The 18,225-nt window shown below is 71.0% G+C and carries 16 protein-coding genes; 8 read left to right on the forward strand and 8 right to left on the reverse strand.

Annotation, left to right across the window (positions count from 1 at the left end; all coding sequences use genetic code 11):
* The first annotated feature begins 5 nt into the window (after nt 1-5).
* On the forward strand, nt 6-659 hold the full coding sequence (locus tag L3Q65_RS08245) for a response regulator transcription factor (RefSeq protein WP_182892097.1): 654 nt from the start codon (nt 6-8) through the stop codon (nt 657-659).
* Here the strand turns inward: L3Q65_RS08245 and L3Q65_RS08250 are convergent.
* The gene (locus L3Q65_RS08250) at nt 656-1,636 is read right to left on the reverse strand and encodes a nitroreductase family protein (RefSeq protein WP_237599250.1); all 981 of its coding nucleotides are present in this window, start codon (nt 1,634-1,636) and stop codon (nt 656-658) included. The genes L3Q65_RS08245 and L3Q65_RS08250 overlap by 4 nt on opposite strands.
* A 131-nt stretch (nt 1,637-1,767) precedes the next feature.
* Between L3Q65_RS08250 and L3Q65_RS08255 the strand changes: the two genes are divergently transcribed.
* Entirely contained in the window at nt 1,768-3,480 is a 1,713-nt protein-coding gene (locus L3Q65_RS08255; RefSeq protein ID WP_237599251.1) for a GAF domain-containing protein, read from the forward strand.
* Between the two features lie 44 nt (nt 3,481-3,524).
* On the opposite strand, the gene L3Q65_RS08260 is transcribed toward L3Q65_RS08255, so the two are convergent.
* Entirely contained in the window at nt 3,525-3,842 is a 318-nt protein-coding gene (locus tag L3Q65_RS08260; protein ID WP_237599252.1) for a dsRBD fold-containing protein, read from the reverse strand.
* 425 nt (nt 3,843-4,267) lie between these two features.
* Here L3Q65_RS08260 and L3Q65_RS08265 point away from each other — a divergent pair, with 425 nt between their 5' ends.
* A complete protein-coding gene (locus tag L3Q65_RS08265; RefSeq protein WP_237599253.1) occupies nt 4,268-5,005 on the forward strand; it encodes a GAF and ANTAR domain-containing protein in 738 nt (245 codons plus the stop codon).
* Between the two features lie 70 nt (nt 5,006-5,075).
* Nucleotides 5,076-5,837: a GAF and ANTAR domain-containing protein gene (locus L3Q65_RS08270; RefSeq protein ID WP_237599254.1), complete on the forward strand. Its 762-nt coding sequence runs from the start codon at nt 5,076-5,078 to the stop codon at nt 5,835-5,837.
* Between the two features lie 443 nt (nt 5,838-6,280).
* Here L3Q65_RS08270 and L3Q65_RS08275 read toward each other — a convergent pair whose 3' ends face one another.
* Entirely contained in the window at nt 6,281-6,832 is a 552-nt protein-coding gene (locus L3Q65_RS08275) for a hypothetical protein (protein WP_237599255.1), read from the reverse strand.
* Nucleotides 6,833-7,347: 515 nt separating this feature from the next.
* On the opposite strand from L3Q65_RS08275, the gene L3Q65_RS08280 reads away from it, so the two are divergent.
* Nucleotides 7,348-8,973 (forward strand): carboxylesterase/lipase family protein, encoded by a 1,626-nt coding sequence (locus L3Q65_RS08280; RefSeq protein WP_182894979.1) that lies wholly within the window; start codon nt 7,348-7,350, stop codon nt 8,971-8,973.
* Between the two features lie 41 nt (nt 8,974-9,014).
* Here L3Q65_RS08280 and L3Q65_RS08285 read toward each other — a convergent pair whose 3' ends face one another.
* A complete protein-coding gene (locus L3Q65_RS08285; protein ID WP_182894980.1) occupies nt 9,015-9,659 on the reverse strand; it encodes an SDR family oxidoreductase in 645 nt (214 codons plus the stop codon).
* 93 nt (nt 9,660-9,752) lie between these two features.
* Between L3Q65_RS08285 and L3Q65_RS08290 the strand changes: the two genes are divergently transcribed.
* On the forward strand, nt 9,753-10,115 hold the full coding sequence (locus tag L3Q65_RS08290) for a winged helix-turn-helix transcriptional regulator (protein ID WP_370648177.1): 363 nt from the start codon (nt 9,753-9,755) through the stop codon (nt 10,113-10,115).
* A gap of 325 nt (nt 10,116-10,440) precedes the next feature.
* Here L3Q65_RS08290 and L3Q65_RS08295 read toward each other — a convergent pair whose 3' ends face one another.
* The 3 genes from L3Q65_RS08295 to L3Q65_RS08305 are packed head-to-tail and all read right to left on the reverse strand — an operon-like array spanning nt 10,441 to nt 12,314.
* Nucleotides 10,441-11,445 carry a S9 family peptidase gene (locus L3Q65_RS08295; protein ID WP_182894981.1) on the reverse strand — a complete coding sequence of 335 codons (1,005 nt, stop codon included), beginning with the start codon at nt 11,443-11,445 and terminating at the stop codon, nt 10,441-10,443.
* Nucleotides 11,446-11,447: 2 nt separating this feature from the next.
* A complete protein-coding gene (locus L3Q65_RS08300) occupies nt 11,448-11,798 on the reverse strand; it encodes a hypothetical protein (RefSeq protein WP_182894982.1) in 351 nt (116 codons plus the stop codon).
* A gap of 15 nt (nt 11,799-11,813) precedes the next feature.
* The gene (locus tag L3Q65_RS08305) at nt 11,814-12,314 is read right to left on the reverse strand and encodes a TetR/AcrR family transcriptional regulator (RefSeq protein ID WP_182894983.1); all 501 of its coding nucleotides are present in this window, start codon (nt 12,312-12,314) and stop codon (nt 11,814-11,816) included.
* Nucleotides 12,315-12,603: 289 nt separating this feature from the next.
* On the opposite strand from L3Q65_RS08305, the gene L3Q65_RS08310 reads away from it, so the two are divergent.
* Nucleotides 12,604-13,101, forward strand: coding sequence for a hypothetical protein (locus tag L3Q65_RS08310; RefSeq protein WP_182894984.1), 498 nt, complete (start codon nt 12,604-12,606; stop codon nt 13,099-13,101).
* On the opposite strand, the gene L3Q65_RS08315 is transcribed toward L3Q65_RS08310, so the two are convergent.
* On the reverse strand, nt 13,082-15,205 hold the full coding sequence (locus L3Q65_RS08315; RefSeq protein WP_182894985.1) for an ATP-binding domain-containing protein: 2,124 nt from the start codon (nt 15,203-15,205) through the stop codon (nt 13,082-13,084). The genes L3Q65_RS08310 and L3Q65_RS08315 overlap by 20 nt on opposite strands.
* A 933-nt stretch (nt 15,206-16,138) precedes the next feature.
* Between L3Q65_RS08315 and ligA the strand changes: the two genes are divergently transcribed.
* Nucleotides 16,139-18,130 carry an NAD-dependent DNA ligase LigA gene (gene ligA / locus L3Q65_RS08320; protein WP_182894986.1) on the forward strand — a complete coding sequence of 664 codons (1,992 nt, stop codon included), beginning with the start codon at nt 16,139-16,141 and terminating at the stop codon, nt 18,128-18,130.
* Nucleotides 18,131-18,225: the final 95 nt, after the last annotated feature.

Genomic DNA, 18,225 nt, shown 5'->3' on the forward strand with positions numbered 1-18,225 from the left:
GACCGATGCTGCGGGTTTTCCTGGTGGACGATCACGAGGTGGTCCGGCGCGGGGTCGCCGACCTGCTGGAGGAGGACCCGGAGATCGCCGTGGTCGGCCAAGCGGCCGACGTTTCGCAGGCGCTGGCCCGGATCCCGGCGCTGCGGCCGGACGTAGCGGTGCTCGACGTGCGGCTGCCCGACGGCAACGGCATCGAACTGGCCCGCGAGCTGCGGTCGGTCTCGCCGGACCTGAAATGCCTGATGCTCACCTCCTACACCGACGAACAGGCGATGCTCGACGCGGTGCTGGCCGGCGCCGCCGGCTACGTGATCAAGGACATCAAGGGCCTCGACCTGATCTCGGCGGTCCGGGACGTCGGCGCGGGCAAGTCGCTGCTGGACGCGCACGCGGCGGCCGCGCTGATGGCGAAACTGCGCGACAGCGCGGAAAAACAGCGGGGCCCGCTCGCACAGCTGTCCGATCAGGAACGCACGCTGCTGGGGCTGATCGGCGAGGGGCTGACGAACCGGCAGATCTCCGAGCGGATGTTCCTCGCGGAGAAAACGGTGAAAAACTATGTTTCGCGGTTGCTGACGAAGCTCGGCATGGAGCGGCGCACGCAGGCGGCGGTGCTGGCGACGGAGTTGCGGGGCCGTCCGCATCGGCCGGGCGCCTAGACGCTGAGCGGGGACGGAGTGACGAGGACGTCTTCCAGTGCCCGGCGCGGAGTTCGCGGAACGGGGGCTCCGTACCCGAGGCGGAGCACGATCTGCGGCCAGAGCCCCCCGCCGAGCAGGTCCCGGAGCCGGGCGCGGATGGCGGGCACCTCGACCGGCTGGGAGATGAAGGAGGCGTCGATCCCGCGGGCGGTCGCGGTGAGCAGCACCCGTTGCATGGCCTGTCCGGCGCGGAGCCGGTCGATCGCCAGGTCGGCGAACGTCCCGACCACGACGACCAGCGGCGCGGCTCCCAGTGCGCGCGAACCGCCGCCGTAGTCGCGCAGGACCCAGGTGTCGTCCGCGGTGACGGCTCCACCGGCGGCGAACGGCACGCCGTCGCGCCGGTTGCGCCCGCGTCCGGTCCAGCGCTGCCATTCGGACCGGAAGGCCGGGTCCTCGATCTGCAGCCGGTGGCTTTCGCGGATCAGCTCCTTGAGGCCGGCGAGCTGGTCCGCGTCGAGCCGGGGCAGCCAGGCATGCTCGACCTCGGCCGCGTGCCGCAGGGCGCCCAGCGCCCCGGAGGGAACGGGTTCGGCGGTGAACGGCGTGCGGTTGGTGTGCCGCAGCGGGATCGCGTCGGCCAGGGACGCGAGCTTCCGGTCGGTCGCGGCGGCGGCTCGCGGGCGCACGAGGGCGAGCAGGTCGGGGTTGCCGCGGCGGGGGAAGTAGCTGGTCGCCGGGTGGACGCCGGTCGCGTGGATCGCGGTGCGCAGGTTGAACAGCGCGGCTCCGCAGGAGAGCAGCAGTTCGCGCCGGTCAGGGTCGGCGACAGGCAGGGTGCGGTCGGCGTCCGCGTGCACCTCGATGCCCGTCGGGCCGCTGCTGAACAGCCAGGGCTGGGTGTTGTGCGTCGACGGCGCGAGGGTGGCGCTGAGCAGCACCGACGCCACCTGTTCGGCGCTGAGCAGGCCGGACGGCGCCACCTGAAGGGTCATCCTTCTCCCCCGGACCGCGAAACGCGGGACACTGTGTCGTGAATAGTCGCTTCAGCATGCGTCCGCCGGGCGGAGGCGCACAGGGGCGAAAGTCATCTGTCTGAGGACATCGAGCGCTGAAAGCAGGTCTGATGCCGGAAACCACCCGGAAGCTGTCGGGGACCCTGTCGCAGCTGCGGTTGCGGGAGACGTTGCGTGATCTGCAGGAGCGGATCGAGTTGCTGATCGGCACCCGGGACAAAATGGACGGCCTCCTCGAGGCGGTGCTCGCGGTCGCGTCGGGACTGGAGCTGGACGCGACGTTGCGGCGGATCGTGCAAGCCGCGGTCGAGCTCGGCGAGGCCCACTACGGTGCGCTGGGGGTGCTGGGCGACGACGGCGCGCTGGCCGAGTTCGTGTACTTGGGCATCGACGCCGAGACCCGGCAGCGGATAGGGCATCTTCCGGAGGGCCACGGGCTGCTGGGGCTGGTGATCGACGACGCGAAGCCGTTGCGGCTGGAGGAGATTTCGGCGCATCCGGCGTCGGTGGGTTTTCCGGCGAACCATCCGCCGATGCATTCGTTCCTCGGGGTTCCGGTGCGGGTCCGCGACGAGGTGTTCGGGAACCTGTACCTCACCGAGAAGAAGGACGGGGCGGAGTTCACCGACGACGACGAGGTGATCGTGCAGGCGCTGGCGGCGGCGGCGGGGATCGCGATCGAGAACGCGCACCTGTACGAGCAGACCCGGTTGCGGCAGCGGTGGCTGGGCGCGACCAGCGAGGTGACCACGGAGCTGCTGGGCGGGACGGATCCGGTGGACGCGCTGGAGCTGATCGCGGGCCGGGCGCTGGAGTTGACGGGGTCGGATGTGACGATGCTCGCGTTGCCGGGCACGGGTGCGCTTGATGCGGGCGAGGACTGGGACAGCGATCCGGTCGAGCTGACCGTGACCGTGTGCGCGGGCGGCGATGCCGGCGATCTGACGGGGTTGCGGATGCCGGTGGAGGGGACGGTGCCGGGTGCGGTGTTCCGGGACCGGACTCCGCGCCGTGTCGCCGAGCTGATCTTGTCCGAGGACCGCAGCTGCGGTCCGGCGCTGGTGGTGCCGTTGCGGGCGGGTGATCACACGTCGGGGGTGTTGATCGCGGTGCGGGATCCGGGGTCGGCGTTGTTCGAGACGGCGCAGTTGCCGGTGCTGGCGTCGTTCGCGGATCAGGCGGCGCTGGCGTTGCAGCTGGCGGCGCAGCAGCGGGCGGCGCGGGAGCGGGACGTGTTGTCGGATCGGGACCGGATCGCGCGGGATCTGCACGATCACGTGATCCAGCGGTTGTTCGCGGTGGGGTTGTCGATGCAGAGCACGCAGCGGCGGGCGAAGACGCCGGAGCTGCGGCGGCGGTTGCAGGAGAGCATCGATCAGATGCACGAGATCGTGCGGGAGATCCGGACGGCGATTTTCGATCTGCACGGCGGCGCGGCGGGCGGGGTGCGGTTGCGGAACCGGTTGCACGACGCGATCGCGGAGCTGACCGACGACGCGCCGCTGCATCCGGCGGTCAGCATGGCGGGTCCGCTCGACGCGGTGCCCGCCCAGCTGGCCGAGCACGTGGAAGCCGTGGTGCGGGAGGCGGTCAGCAACGCCGTCCGGCACGCCGGAGCGTCGGCGCTTTCGGTTTCCGTCGCGGTCCGGGACGAGGTGGTGCGGATTTCGGTGACCGACGACGGGACCGGGCTGCCCGAGGGGGTTTCGCCCAGCGGGCTGGGGAATCTGCGGGAACGAGCGGAGTCGGTGGGAGGCGAGTTCACGCTCGGGACGCGCCCGGGCGGCGGGGTGCGGCTGGACTGGTCGGCGCCGCTGAGCTGATCCGGGGACGGCAGGCTGGCGCGAAAATGTGCCCAGCGGGAAGTTCAGGCCCGCAGCGCGTCCGGATGATGGTCCGCGGCGGTCCGGGTTGCGGGCACCGTCGCGCTGAGCTGGTTCATTTCGGCGTCGACGTCGATGACGACCGCCTCCAGCAATTCCTGCGAAAGGTCGCACAACGCCCGTCCTGCGGCGAGATAACCGGCCACGTGCGTGAGCCCGCGGCCCTCGGCCGCGCTGTGCGCGAGGCCCACGCCGGAGAATTCGTCGCCGTCGCCGGTCCGCAGCACGGCCCGGGCGCGGGTGTAGTGCACGGTCCGGTCGAACGCGACGGCCAGGGTCCACTGCTGCGGGGTCTCGGTCATGTCAGCTCCGTTCCGGGTTCACCGTCGCAGGCCCGGCCGGGCGAGGAAAAGGGCCGGAAGTCCTCTGCGCGCCTTCGTATTCCGTCGCGGGTACCAGCCGCTTCTTTCTGTTCGGACGCTCGGGCCGATCGTGCGGCGCCGTGCGCGGGCGGCGCTAGGGCCGGAGGTCACCGGCGCTCCGGCGGACGTCCGTTTCCGCGCGGCCGGGCCGGAGCCCTTGGCAGTCCTCTGTGGACCACCGGATTCCTGGCGGAGGGCCAGTTTCCCGACTGTCCATTGCGGACGATGCCGGGCGCGGCGGGAAACCGGTCGGCCCGGCGAGGCGGTTTCGGCGGCGGGCCGGGCCGGGGTAAAGTGGAAAAGCCGTCCGACGCTGCTGCGGAACTCGGCTGGGTTCCGGATTCGGGAAGGCGGTGGGACGGGCAGTGACGGGTGTCGGGGATTTCGCTGAGGCGGTGTCGCCCTTGCTTTCCCAATTGCTGGCCGCGCTGCGCGAGGGCCGCGACACCGCCGTGCCGCTCGCGGCGTTGTGCCGTGGGATCATCGGGCTGATGCCGGTCGACGGAGCCGCGGTTTCGCTGGTCGTCGAGGGTGCGCAGCGCACCCTCGTGCTGGCCAGCGACCCGGTGGTCGAACGGCTGGACGCGCTGCAGTTCAGCCTGGGCGAGGGCCCGTCCTTCGAGGCGTTCGAGACCGGGCGGCCGGTGCTGGCGCCGGACCTGTCGCGGAACCTTCCCGCGTCGTGGCCGGTGTTCGCCACCGAGGCCGGGATGGCCGGGATCGGCGGCATATTCGCGTTTCCGCTGCGGCGCGGCGCGGTCAAGCTCGGCTCGGTGGACACCTACCGGCGCGCGCCCGGCTGGCTTTCCGAGGACGAGCTGGCGACGATCCTGCACGGGACCGACCTCGTGGCCAGCGCGTTGCTGACCGTGGTGACGGCGGGCGTCGAAGAAGAGCCCGACGACAACGTGGTCAGCAGGCTGGTCCGGGACCGGGCCGCGGTGCACCAGGCCACCGGGATCGTGATCGCGGAATTCGGGATTTCTGCCGAACAGGCACTTGCCCGGCTGCGGGCGTACGCGTATGCCCGAGGGAGACTGCTGGACGAGGTCGCGCGCGACCTCGTCGCCCGGCGGCTGCACCCGAGGGAGATCGAGGCATGAAAGCTGTCGGACGGCCGGGTTCCGCACGGGCGGAACGCAGGAACCCCGCCAATGGGAGGGAGAGAGACCGATGAGCGACGGGTTCGCCGGCGCGGTCAGGTCATCGAACGAGAACGAGCTGTTGCGCGCGTTCGTGGACATGGCCGACACGCTGGTCGACGAGTACGACGTGGCGGACATGCTGCACCGGCTCGCGAAATACTGCGTCACACTGCTCGGCGCCTCTGCTGCCGGGCTGCTGCTCGCCGACCAGCGCGGCGGCCTGGAGGTCGTCGCGTCGTCGGACGAGGGCACCCGGATGCTGGAACTGCTGCAGCTGCAGACCGAGCAGGGTCCGTGCCTGGACGCCTACCGCAGCGGCGAATCGGTGAACATCGAGGACATCGCCGCGGCTGCCGGGCAATGGCCGCTGTTCGCGCAGCGGGCGGCCGCGGCGGGATTCCGCTCGGTGCAAGCGCTTCCGCTGCGGTTGCGCAGGCAGGTGATCGGCACGCTGAACCTGTTCGGGCGGCAGGGGCAGAGCCCGGTGGGCGGGTCCGCGCTGAGCGTGGCTAGGGCGCTGGCGGACATCGCGACTATCGGGATCCTCCAGGAACGCGCGATCCGGCGCGGGGAGCTGCTGACCGAGCAGTTGCAGCACGCGCTGAACAGCCGGGTCGTCATCGAACAGGCGAAGGGCGTGCTGGCCCATGCCGGCGGGCTGGAAATGGACGTAGCGTTCGATCGGCTGCGTGCCTACAGCCGCGCGCACAACGCACGGCTCAGCGAGGTGGCCGAGGCGGTCGTGCGCAGCGCGCTGAGCCCGGAGCAGGTGATCGGCGGCGCGAGCTGAGCGCCGGGCGTCACCCGCCGCGACCGGAAAACCACCCGGAATGACCGTAACGGCCCCGCTCCGTGCACCGCCCGGCGGTGCGGGACGTGCGGACTGCCCGGAAGGACGTCTTGGCAAGGTCGCCGGGCCGCCGTTACTGTGGGATTTCCCGGGAGGGACGCCTTCCGGGCAAATGCAGATGCCGCGTGCCCCGGCCCCCGGCTTTCTGACATCTGCGACACGGAACCCGTGCCGACCGTCCGGAGTGCCTGATGTCGCTTACGTCCCCCGAAGCGGTTTTCCATACCCGGCGCAGGAGAACGTGCGAGCGCTGCGGCGAGCAGATCCCGCCGGGGAAACTGCAGACCGCGCTCGTCCCGGATTCCTCGCGCGTCGATCCCGCCGATTCCGCCGGCCACGGCCAGCGGCTCGTCTACGCGTGCGGCGACGAGCACATGGCCCTGCTAGTCGAGAAGGCCCGGCGCGACTGGGTCGACGAGCAGTGGTGGTTCGGCCTGCTGTGCCAGGCGAGCCGGGCCGCGCGGCGGGCGTCGCTGCCCGAACTCGCCCGCCACGCCCGGCTTTCCGGCAGGCAGCTCGACGCGGCGCTGAAGTGGAACCGCGACCGCGAACACCCGTTGCGGTGCTTGCCGGGCGGGCAATCCTGCTGACCCCGGCCCGCTTCGGGCGAGAGCTCTGCGCTGCCCGGAGAACCGCGCGGTCCAGCTGATCGCCAGCACCACGATCAGGACACCGGCCGCGGCCGCGACCAGCCCGCCCGCGTGCAGGAGCCAGCCGAGGAGCATGCCCAGCAATCCGGCACCGGCGGCGGCGAGCAGCCTTCGCCGCAGCTGCGGTTTGCGGAAAAGGCTGCCGGGACGGATCGCGCACACGGAAACCGCTCCGGCCGCGAGCGCCAGCACCAAGGCGAACAGTCGCACGGGCAGCGCCGGGCTGAGTGCGCACAGCAGGAACACGCAGCTGCAGAGCAGACGCCATTCGACGCGAGCGGACACGGCACACCCCGGTTGGTCGGGCTTTGTCTTCGAGGTGCTGCCCACGGTAGGTACGCGCCGTTCCCGTCCGGCAGGGCCGGAGGAGAGCAGCTCGAAGGACCGGAGGCCCGAATCGGACAGAACACCGGCGGCCGTCGCGTTCCGTCCGCATTTTTCCGCGGATTCCGTTCCCGATCCCGCGAAGAATTCACCGCATTCGCCGGGCAGTCCCGCGCCGCGCCGCCGCCTTCTGTCCGGCGGGCCGAATCCGGATCCCTGACAAAGACCATTCTGCCCGGGAATTTGACAGTTCCCGCGCGACCGAACGGAGGTTGTGCCTTGTCCCGCCGAGTCCAGACTGGAGTCAGGCGGGAACGCGCGGTCCGTGCCGTTCTCGTGGCGGTGGCCGGGAAAACGGCCACCGGTGATGTCGAGCCCATGCCGGCAGGCCGCCTGGCCGGTGCGTGGATGCCGCTCGTCGTGTCCCGCGCCTGTCCGTCCGGCTCTCCCGGCGAGGCGGGAGCGAAGGAGGACGGATGAGACTTGACGGGAAGGCAGGCGTCGCGCTGGCGGCGGTCGCGCTGGTGGCGACCTCGCTGGCCGGTTCGGCGTCGATGGCAGGCGGCCGGGCCGCGGCCGCGCCGCCGCCGGCGTGCTCGCCGGACACGACGGTGACCACCGACGACGGCCCGGTGTGCGGGATCGCCGGTCCGGACGTCCGTTCGTGGGAAGGGATCCGGTTCGGCGCGCCGCCGGTCGGCGATCTGCGCTGGGCCCCGCCGCGGCGGCCCGCGAAGTGGACGAAGCCGTTCGCCGCGACCGCGCCCGGCAACGCGTGCCCGCAACTGGCCGGTCTCGGCCCGGGATCGGAGACCGAGGACTGCCTGAACCTGAACGTCCGCGTGCCCGCCAATCCCGGGTCTAAGAAGCTTCCGGTCATGGTGCAACTGCACGGCGGCGGATTCCTGATACTGCAAGCGCAGAACGCCGGCAGGCTCGTGACCGAGGGCCACGTGATCAGCGTCGAGGTCAACTACCGGCTCGGGATTTTCGGCTTCCTGGCGCACTCGGCGTACGGCGAGCACGCGGGCGACTACGGGCTGCAGGACCAGCAGGCCGCGCTGCGCTGGGTGCAGCGCAACATCGCGAAGTTCGGCGGAGACCCGCACAACGTCACGATCTACGGGGCGTCCGCGGGCGGTTCCAGCGTCTGCGACCACACCGCTTCGCCGACCGCGGCGGGATTGTTCCAGCGCGGCATTTCCCAGAACGGCGAGTACAACTCGTTGCTGGGCAACGACATCCAGTGGCAGGCGCAGGACTGCAAGGCTGATCTGCCCGACGAGGAGCAGGCCCAGCAGGCAGGCGCGCGGTTCGCCAAAGCGCTGGGATGCGAGTCGGACGCCGGGGCGTGCTTGCGCAAGGTGCCCGTGGCGACGCTGCTGAAGCAGGCGGGCAACGGGATGAAACCGGACAGCGGCACGATCGCGCCGATCGTGAACGGGACCACGCTGCCGATGTCGCCGGGCGAGGCATTCGCCAAGGGGCGGGTCAACAAGGTCGCGCTGATGCACGGCGTGGCTCGCGACGAGGTCCAGCTGCCGTCCGCCTCGACCCCGGAGGACTACCGGAAAATGGTGGCGCAGCAATACGGCGAACACGCGAAGGAAGTCAGCGAAAGCTATCCGCTGAAGCGATTCCCGAACCCGGCGCCGTTCCTCGCCTACCGGACCGTCGTGGCCGACTCCAACTCGGTCTGCCCCGCGCTGCTGAACGACGAGCGGCTCTCCCGGCATATTCCGGTTTACGCCTACGAAATGGACGACACCGACGTGCCGCCCGCGTTCTTCCTCGATCCGGCCAAACCGAACGGCGCCTACCACGTCTCCGAGGGGATGCTGCTGACGCCGCCGCCGGGAGTCCAGCTCAACCCCAACCAGAAGGTGCTCTCCGACCAGCTGGTGGCGCAGTGGACCGGCTTCGCGCGCACCGGGAACCCCACCGTGGACGGCACTCCGCAGTGGGATCCCTTCACCGAGCGCAACCCGGTCGTCATGTCCCTCAACGCGGCGGGGGACAGCCAGCTCACCACTGAGATCCCGCGTCAGCACCGGTGCGATGGGCTCTGGAACCCGTTGGCTCCGTTCGCGCAGCATCGGTGACGTGCCGGTGCCGGCAGGGTTTTCTCCTGCCGGCACCGGTTTCAGGGCCTGCCGCCTTCCAGATGGATGGTTTCGCCGGTCAGGAACTCGGCTCGCAGCATCCACAGCACCGTGTCGGTCACGTCGGCGACGGCGCCGGCACGGCCGACGAGGGTTCGCTTCGCGGCGTTCGCGAGGACCTCCGGCTTGCCGTCCCAGACACCGGAGTCGATGATCCCCGGCGACAACGCGTTGACCCGGACCGGCGCGAGTTCGGCGGCGAGATGTCGCGCGGCGAAGGCGGCCGCTCCGTTGGTCACGCCCGTCACCACGCTTCCGCGGGCCGGACGCCAGCCGACCTGCCCGGAGAACAGCAGCAGCGACCGGCGGATCGTGAAGTGCTTCGCGAGCAGCAAGGGGCCGATGACCTTGGCCGCGAAGGCGTCGACGGTCTTGTCCCGGTCGAGTTCGCGGATCGGCGCGGCGTGGGGCGCCGCCGCTGTGTTGACGACGTGATCGACCGGTCCGAGCTCGGCCGCCGCGGCCGCGATGGTCGCCTCGTCGCGCAGGTCGATGCGCAGCCCGCCGGGCCGATGGGACGCGACGTGCACCTTCGCGCCCGCCGCGGTCGCGGCCTCGGCGATCGCCGTGCCCAGATGCCGTCCGCCCAGCACCAGCACCGTTTGTCCGGCCAGCCGGTTGTCCATGGTCCTTCTCCGTTCCGTCGGTTCGCCGTGGCCGAAGTAGGCTATGGAAAAGTAACCAGGTACTTCAACGTAACCGGAACCGGAGGAATCGCCGTGGGCTACAACGTCATGTCCGCCCGTTGCCCGTCCCGGGTGGTGCTGCACCGGATCGGGGCGCGGTGGACGGTCTTCGTGGTCAACGCGCTGGAGGACGGGCCGATGCGCTTCACCGCGCTGGTGGACCGGATCCAGGGCGTCACCCCGAAGGTGCTGACTGAAACGCTCCGCGCGATGGAGGAGGACGGCCTGCTCGCCCGCGTCGAGTACGCGGAACAGCCGCCGCGCGTCGAGTACGGGCTCACCGACCTCGGCCGCTCGCTGCTGGTGCCGTTGCGCGCCGTCCGCGAATGGGCCGAAAGCCACGTCCCGGAAATCCTCGAAGCCCGTGAACGCGCCCAGGCCGCCCGGCAGAACTGATTCCGCGCTTGGGGCTAGGCCGTACCCAGGTGCTCCGGACCGCTCCGGCCGATGCCGCGCGCGGCGTCCGAACCGTCCGGCGCCCCGGTGCTCCTGCGCTGGGCGGCGGCCCGGACTCTCGTCGCCCGCCTCATTCGCCACCTTGCCGGAGCGACACCGGGGCTCGGCCAAGCTCGTCTCCACGCGCACCCGCCACGCCGTCTCCGCCGCCGCGGAACTGCTCGCCCGGTTCGATCACGACCACGCCGTGATCGCCGTATTTCTCGGCATTGACCCAGCGCGAGGACTGGCGCTGTCGAACGCCGGCCCGCCGCGGCCGGTCGGCTCAACGTCCCGCGAACCGGTGCAGCGCGTCGAGCACCGCCGGGGCCGGAGTGTCCGGGTGGCCGGCGTCGTGCAGCAGGTGATCCACCCCGGGAAGCCGCACCCGGCCCGGTCCGCCGGCCTGCGCGCGCCGCAGTGCGGCAGTCAGGGCATCCGTTGTCGCGCAGGGGACTTGAGCGTCGTTCGTGCCGCAGGTCAGCAGCACCCGGGTCCCCGGCCGCAGCGCCGCGGCGGCGTCCGGCGGGTACACGGCGTCGTCGCTGTCCACGAATCGGCTGTTCGGTCCTTGAAAACCGGCGAAGAGATGCGCGACGGCGGGCGGCAGTCCGGCGGCGTCGACCGGCCGGTGTTCGCGCAGGGCGGCGACGGCGGCGTCGATCGCCGTGTCGATCGCCCGCTGCTGTTCCGGGGTCAGCTGGCCTTGCCGGGCCGCCTCGGCGATCTGGGCATGCAGTTGCAGCGCGACCAGGTCCAGCAGGCGGATCGCCTGGGGTTGCAGCAGGGCCAGGCCGCGCGGCCGCACTTCGGCGCCGAGCAGCAGGGCGGTCAGCGCACCCTCGCTGTGCCCGACGACTGTCAGCGCGTGCCGGTCTGTCTCCGGCTGGTCGCGCAACGACGCGTAGGCGGCTCTCGCCTGACGGACGAACGCCGGGTAGTCGAGTCTCTCCGGGTGGTCCTGATAGGCGCCGAGCCCGGTGCGGCCGGTGCCGTACTTGTCGAACCGCAGCGTGACGACCCGGTCTTCGCCCAGTGCGGCGGCGACGTGCGTCAGGGTGTTCGGCGACGCGTGCGGCTGGTTGCCGTCGCGATCGGTGGGGCCGCTTCCGGGCAGCAGCAGGGCCGCGGGCAGCCGTTGCCCGGCGCGGTGCGCGGGAACGTGCAGGGTGCCGTAGGTCGAGGCGCCCTCGGCGGTGAAGACGATTTCGCGGTCGGCGGCGGGCACAAGGCAGGGAGCCGCGGTGACGCTGGTCAAGGACAGCACGGCCGCGGCGAGGTGGGGGAGCATTGTCAGCGCAGGCCCTTCTCGATCAGCGCGACAGTCTCGCGGGGATCGTCAACCTGGACCACCAAGCGGGCGTAACGCTCGTCGGCGAGCTCGATGACGACGGCCTTCGACGCGTCCTTGACGTCCCAGAACACCTTTTCCCCGTCGAGATGGAACGTGCCCGCCGTGATCACGCCGGGCACGTGGGCGCCCGGCGCGCGAATCCCCTTGGGCTCGGCGGCCATTCCGGGGTCCGCGGTCGCGCCCCGGACATTGGCCAGCGGGATGGTCAGGCTGCTCTTGAAGGCCCAGAGCTTGTCGAGACCTTCGATCACGACAACGAGATCGTCGCCGTCGATGTGGACCAGTGCCATGTGTGTTCTTCCTTGTCAGTCAAGCGGATCGAGCCGTCGGGTCAGCGCGGTGCGCGCCTCTTCGGGGTTGCCGCGCAGCCGGAGTCCCAGTGCGGCAGCGGCGAGGGCTTCGGCCAGGGCGGGGGAGACGCCGAGCGCGTCGCCGATCGCCTGGTCGAGCGAGGCCAGCGCCGCGGAGACCTCGGTGGCGACCTCCTCGTCGGACGGTGCCCGTTCGACCGCGGCGAGCAGCAGCAAGCCGAGGTCGGCCGAGGCGACCAGGCGCAGCGCGGCATCGGCGTCTTTCGCCGCGGCGAGCGCTTCGGCCAAGGGCTGGACGTCGTCCGCGACGTGCCGGCGCAAGGCGATCAGGTAGAGGCCGCGTTTGCTGCCGAACGTCTTGTACAAGCTGTTGCGGTGCACGCCGAGGTGGGTGACGAGGTCGTCGACCGACACCCCGTCGTATGCGCGCCCGCCGAACAACCTCGCGGCGGCGCGCACCACCTCGTCCTCGTCGAACGCCCGTTGCCTGCCCATGCGACGACGGTAGCCTTTTGAGGAACGATCAGTCAAGAACAATCGTTCCTTAAAAGGCCGGGAGGCGTCGCCGCCGAACCGGCGGACGGGATCGGCCTCGTCCGCGCCGACCTCGCCGAGGCCAGTCCGCCGATTCGCTTTCCCGCAACGAAAAGGCGCCCTGGCGCGCTGCACGGGCCTGTCGGAGAAAATCCCGTCACCATCGGCGTACCGGCGCGCATAACCTCCGGAAACCGCCAGGTCGTGATCGACAGCGGACCGTATTGACGAGCCAGGAAGGCCGCAGATCGTGACATTGCGGGAAAAGGTCGAGAGCCGTCTCGCCGGAGAGTTCGTGCCGGGGGAGCGCGTCGTGGACGCACTGGTCGCGTTCCGCACCGGAGGCGTGCGCAAGACGATGGTCGCCGGCGCGGCAGGCATCGCCGGGCTCGCGGGCGCGGCCGGGATGGCGCTCGCCGCGCGCCGCGGCCAGACCGAAGCCCCTCAAGTGCCGATCTCGACGCCCGGCCGGTTCGTCTTCTCGCTCACCTCGCACCGCGTAGCCCTGTTCACCGTCGGGGGCATCGTCCGGGCCGCCCCCGGAAAGCCGTTGCAGTCGTGGACGCTGGACCAGCTCGCCTGGGTCTCGGAGCCTGAACTGAACTCCGGCGTGGCCCAAGCGCTCCGGGGCCAGATCGGCGTCGCGGGCGAAGGCGTCCTTGGCTACGAATTCGCCCGCCTCCAGGTCGACGCCGGGCGGTCCATGGTCAAACGACTGGCCCGTGCGCTCACGGACCTCGAAACCTGACCTCCTTCACCTGGGCCAGCTCGTCCGGTGCCGGTCCAAGATGGACGATCCCCAACCGCCGGGTCGCGCGCGTCATCGCGACGTAGAGGTCGTTGCGCCCCCGCGGAGCCTCGAGGATCCGGGCCGGATCGACGATCAGCACCGAATCGAATTCCAGCCCCTTGGCCTCCGCGGGCGTCAGCACCGTGATCGCGCTTTCCTCCCGCAACGACGCGAGACGCCCCGGCGGCGCGATGACCGCGAACTGCCCGCCGTTGTGCTCCTCCGCAACCCCGCGGACGATCCGCTCCAGCTCCGCAACCGTGCTCCGCACCCGCCACGGCGATTCCCCAGCCTTCCGCACCGACCGCGGATGCGGTGCGGCCGACAACTCGCTCGCGACCGCCATGATCTCCGCGGGCGTCCGGTAATTGACGCTCAGCTCCGCCACCCGCCAGCGATCCGCCACGTGCGGCCGCAACACCTCCTCCCACGACGCCGCTCCGGCCGGATCGCTGGTCTGGGCGAGGTCGCCGACCACAGTCATCGACTTGCCAGGACAGCGGCGCAGCACCATCCGCCACGCCATCGCCGACAACTCCTGCGCCTCGTCGACCACCACATGCCCGAACGCCGGGGCGGACTCGCCGAGCACCGCGGCCGCTTCGTCCAGCAACGGAATGTCCGCCGCACTCCACGGTGTGCTGCCGAACACCTCGGCCACGACCGCCTCGGCAGTCAGCGACGGCCATAACCCGTCCAGCACCCTGCCCACCGCGACGTCGGCGAGCAACGCTTTACGCAGGTCAGCCACGTCAGCCTCATCCAGCAACCGCCGCGGCCCGTCGTCCTGTTCCGGCCCGAGCACCACTCCCGCCGCCTCCAGCGCGCGCAGGTCCGCCGCACTGAGCCGCCCGTCCGCAGTGCCGCCGTCGAGGGCCTCGCCGGTCTCGGTGAAGACGACGTTCTCCAGGCGGTCGGCCAACTGCTGTGCGAGAAGCTCTGTCATGCGCTGCTGAAACACCAGCCGGGCCTGCTGATAGGGCAGTCCTTTGCGGACGGCGAACTCGATCGCGCCCCGCCACTCGGCTGGCTCTAGCCGCAGGACCTGCTGTTCGAACACCACCTCGACCGCCTCGGGCCGGATCGCCGCCGTGGCCTGCTCGGCTGCCTCCGCCCGCCTCTCGCCCGCGACAACTCCGGCGGTGCCCGCCCGATCCCCGCCTGCCCTCGCAGACCGCGCTTGTCCCGTACCCGCGGCAACTTCCACCCGCCCCCAAACCGCCGCTGCGATCCGGCCAGCCGCCTCCGCCCGCCCCTTGCCCTCGGTTGCCTCGACCGGATCCACCCGCCTGATCTCGACCCCCGGCCGCAACCCGGCAACCGTCGCCGTCACCACCGCCTGTTCGCCCAACCCGGGCAGCACCTGCCCGATGTAGTCGAGAAAAATGTCGCTGGGCCCGATCACCAGAACCCCTCGCGTGCGCAACCGCGGCCGCGTGTACATCAGATATGCCAGCCGATGCAGCGCCACCGCGGTCTTCCCGGTCCCCGGCCCGCCCTGCACCACCAGCACTCCCGCATACCCGTCGCGCACGATCCGGTCCTGTTCGGCCTGCAGCGTCGTGACGATGTCGCCCATCCGCCCGGTCCGGTCCGCCGTGAGCGCGGCTAGCAACGCCGCCTCCCCGACGAGGACTCCGGGGTCCGCCGCACCGGGATCGAACAACTCGTCGTCCAGCGCGGCAACCACCCGTCCCCGGGTCGTGATCCGCCGCCGCCTCCGGACCCCGAGCGCCTCCGCCATGGTCGCGGTGTAGAACGGCTGCGCCGCCGGCGCCCGCCAATCGAGCAGCAGCGGCTCGTCCACGCCGTCCTCGAACAACCCCAAGCGGCCGATGTACCTCCGGCTCCCGTCGCGCATCTCCAGCCGCCCGAAACACAGCCCGTCCTCGACAGCCGCCAGCCGGGCCGACTCCGCCCGCCAGCGCGCCGCGACCTCCGGATCCGCGCTTTCGCGCCCCCGTGCCGCCTCCTCGCGCAACGCGTCGAGCCTGCCGTACAGGCTGGTGACGTACTCCTGTTCGCGGGCAAGCTCCCGCTCGACCTGGTTTTCAGCCGGCACCCCAGAACTCCCCGCTGTCGGGTGAACGATGGCATCGAGGGTGCGCGCCGATCCGGAGAAAGAACAGTCTTGTCTTTGCCGGCGGCGTCAGCCGAACGGTTTTTCCGCCCGAACCGGACGCTGCCGTCGAGGCCTGGCCCCGGAACTCCGGCCGCCCCAAGGCGGGCCTCCGGGCGAGATTCGCGCTGGCCAGGTTCGCGGCCCGCCGCACCGCTTCCGCCGGCAACGGCGTTTCCGCTGGTCCAGCGCCCGCGCACGCACCGCCGCGACGAGTTCGCCCGAGGCCGACCGCGCCGGCACGGCCACGCCGCACAACGGCGGCACCCCGTCGCTGTAATCGAACGCCACGTCCCGGTCCCGGGCGTCGGCGAGCAGCTTTTCCCATTCCCGCCCGGAATATTTTTCGGGCGGCTCGGCGCGCGGTCCGGAAGCGGCGAGAACCATTTCCGTCGCAGCCTTGGAAGGCAGCGCCCAACCGGCACGCATCGCGCAGATCTCGTCGGATTCCGCAGCCGAGGAGCGCCCGTCCGGAATCGGCTGGCACGCCGACGCTGGCCGAGCAGCCGGTGGGCGGCCGCCAATTGGGTAGGCCCGGCCTCGCCGTTCCGCGCCAGTTCCTCCGGCAGAAGAAACGCGCCTTCCAGCACGCCGCGCCCGGGTTTACGCGCCATCGGAATTCCGTCCGGAATCACGCGTCGCCGTCCTCCGGGTTTTATCGCCGGAACCGCATTCTCCGGGCACACTTCCTCGCTTTTTCTCGAAACCGGAGAAATTCGGAAAGATCCGTGCGGCGAAGAACGTTCCTGGCCCACAGGGCTCGGCTGCCGCCCCTTCCCGGCAGCCGCGGGGTCACCCGATCGGCAGCCCCGCGGCGACCGCCCGGTTTGCGTCGCAGTCCGGTTTTGTCGGTGGGGCCGGGTAGCGTTCCGGTCCGTGGACGTTCGGGAACGTATTCAGGAGCTGGCCGATCAGGTCGTAGTGCTGCGCGACGCGTACTACCGGGGTTCGCCGGTGGTGGCGGACGCGGAGTACGACGCGATCGAGGACGAGCTGCGCGGGTTGATCGAGGCGAGCCCGGAGCTGGCCCCGGACCCGAACCCGCTGGACCAGGTGGGCGGGCCCGCGGTGCTGCACGCGCCGATCCGGCATTCGCGGCCGATGCTGTCGCTGGAGAAGGCGACGAAGCCGGAGCAGGTCGAGGCTTTCTTCGACCGGTTCCCCGGGCAGCCCGTGGTCGTGATGCCCAAGCTCGACGGCCTGTCGCTGGCCCTGGTGTACGAGGACGGCCGCCTGGCGCGAGCGGTCACCCGCGGCGACGGAACCACCGGCGACGACGTGACCATGCTCGTGCGCGCCCTGACCGACGGCATTCCGCACCAGGTCAGCGCCCCAGGCCGGGTCGAGGTGCGCGGCGAGGCAGTGATGCTGCGGTCGACCTTCGCCGCCTACAACACCGCACACCCGGACAAGCCGCTGATCAACCCCCGCAACGCCGCGGCGGGCACGCTGCGCGCGAAAGACCCAGCCGCGGTCGCCGAGCGTCGGCTGCGCTTTTTCGCCTTCGACCTGGACACTGAACCGGGCAGTGCGGAAACCGACCTGGGCAGCGGTCTGCTGGCGCTCGGCTTCACCGCCGCGGACATGCGCCGTTGCGCCGACGCGGCCTCCGCGCAAGCCGTCATCACCACGATCGAGCAGCAGCGCAACGACCTGGACTACGACATCGACGGCGCCGTCCTCCGGCTCGCCGACCGCGCCGCGTATGCCGCCGCAGGCACCCGTTCGAGTTCGCCGCGCGGGGCACTGGCGTACAAGTTCGCCGCCGAGGAGAAGACCACCGTACTGTCCGATGTGGTCTGGGACGTCGGCAAAACCGGCAAGATCGCCCCGGTCGCGTGGCTGGAGCCGGTCTTCGTGGGCGGGACCACGGTCACCCGCGCGACGCTGGCCAACCAGGAGGTGATCCGCGCCCGCGGCATCAAGATCGGCGACACTGTGCTGGTCCGCAGGGCGGGCGACGTCATCCCGTTCGTCGCGGGCGTTCTCGACGAGTCGAAACGCACCGGGGCGGAGCGGGAGATCGTGCCCCCGTCGACGTGCCCGTCGTGCGAGCAGCCGCTCACCGAACAGGGCAACAGCCGGGAATTGTTCTGCACCAACGTTTCCTGCCCGGCCCAGACCGTGCGCCGGCTGATCCACTGGGCGTCCCGGGCGGCCGCCGACATCGACGCGATCGGCGGCGTGTGGATCGAACGGCTGGCCGAGGCCGGAATCCTGGAACACCCGTCGGACTTCTACCGGCTGACCAAGGAACGCCTGCTGGAATTCGACCGCATCGGCGAGGTCTCGGCGACGCGGATGATCGAATCGATCGACGCCAGCCGCCAGGTCGGCCTGCGCCGGGCACTGATCGGGCTCGCGATCCCGATGGCGTCGGAAGGCACCGCCGCCCGCCTGTGCCGCGCCGGATTCGCTTCGCTGGAAGCAGTGCTCGACGCGGGCGTCGACGGTCTTGTCGAAGTAGAGGACATCGGGCCGAAGGTCGCCGCCTCGCTGGTGGAACACCTCACCCGGCTGCGCCCTGAACTGGAACGCCTGCGAGAACGCGGAGTTTCCCTGGACGTCCTGGAAGAAGACCTCCCGCCCGCCGTCGTCGCAGGCGCGCCGCTGGAAGGCAAGACCGTAGTGGTGACCGGTGCGATCAGCGACCCGCGATCCGGGGAGAAGGTGCCCCGCCCCACCTTCCAGCGCCTGTGCGAGACAGCAGGCGCGACCACCGCGTCCTCCGTCTCGGCAAGCACGGACCTGCTGATCACCGGCGCCGACGTCGGCGCGAGCAAGCTCACGAAGGCCGAGAAATTCGGCGTCGAGGTCGTGGACCAGGGGGTGATCTGGGAACAGCTGATCGCGGCCGGAGTGGTCTGAACCCGCTTTGCCGGGACGGGTTCGCCGGGTCTGCCGGATCGAGGCGACGGGCGTGCTGGCGCGCCGCATGACCGAGAACCCCTTGCCCGGCAACG

Source organism: Amycolatopsis sp. FU40 (assembly GCF_021903635.1).
Taxonomy (GTDB): Bacteria; Actinomycetota; Actinomycetes; order Mycobacteriales; family Pseudonocardiaceae; genus Amycolatopsis; species Amycolatopsis dendrobii.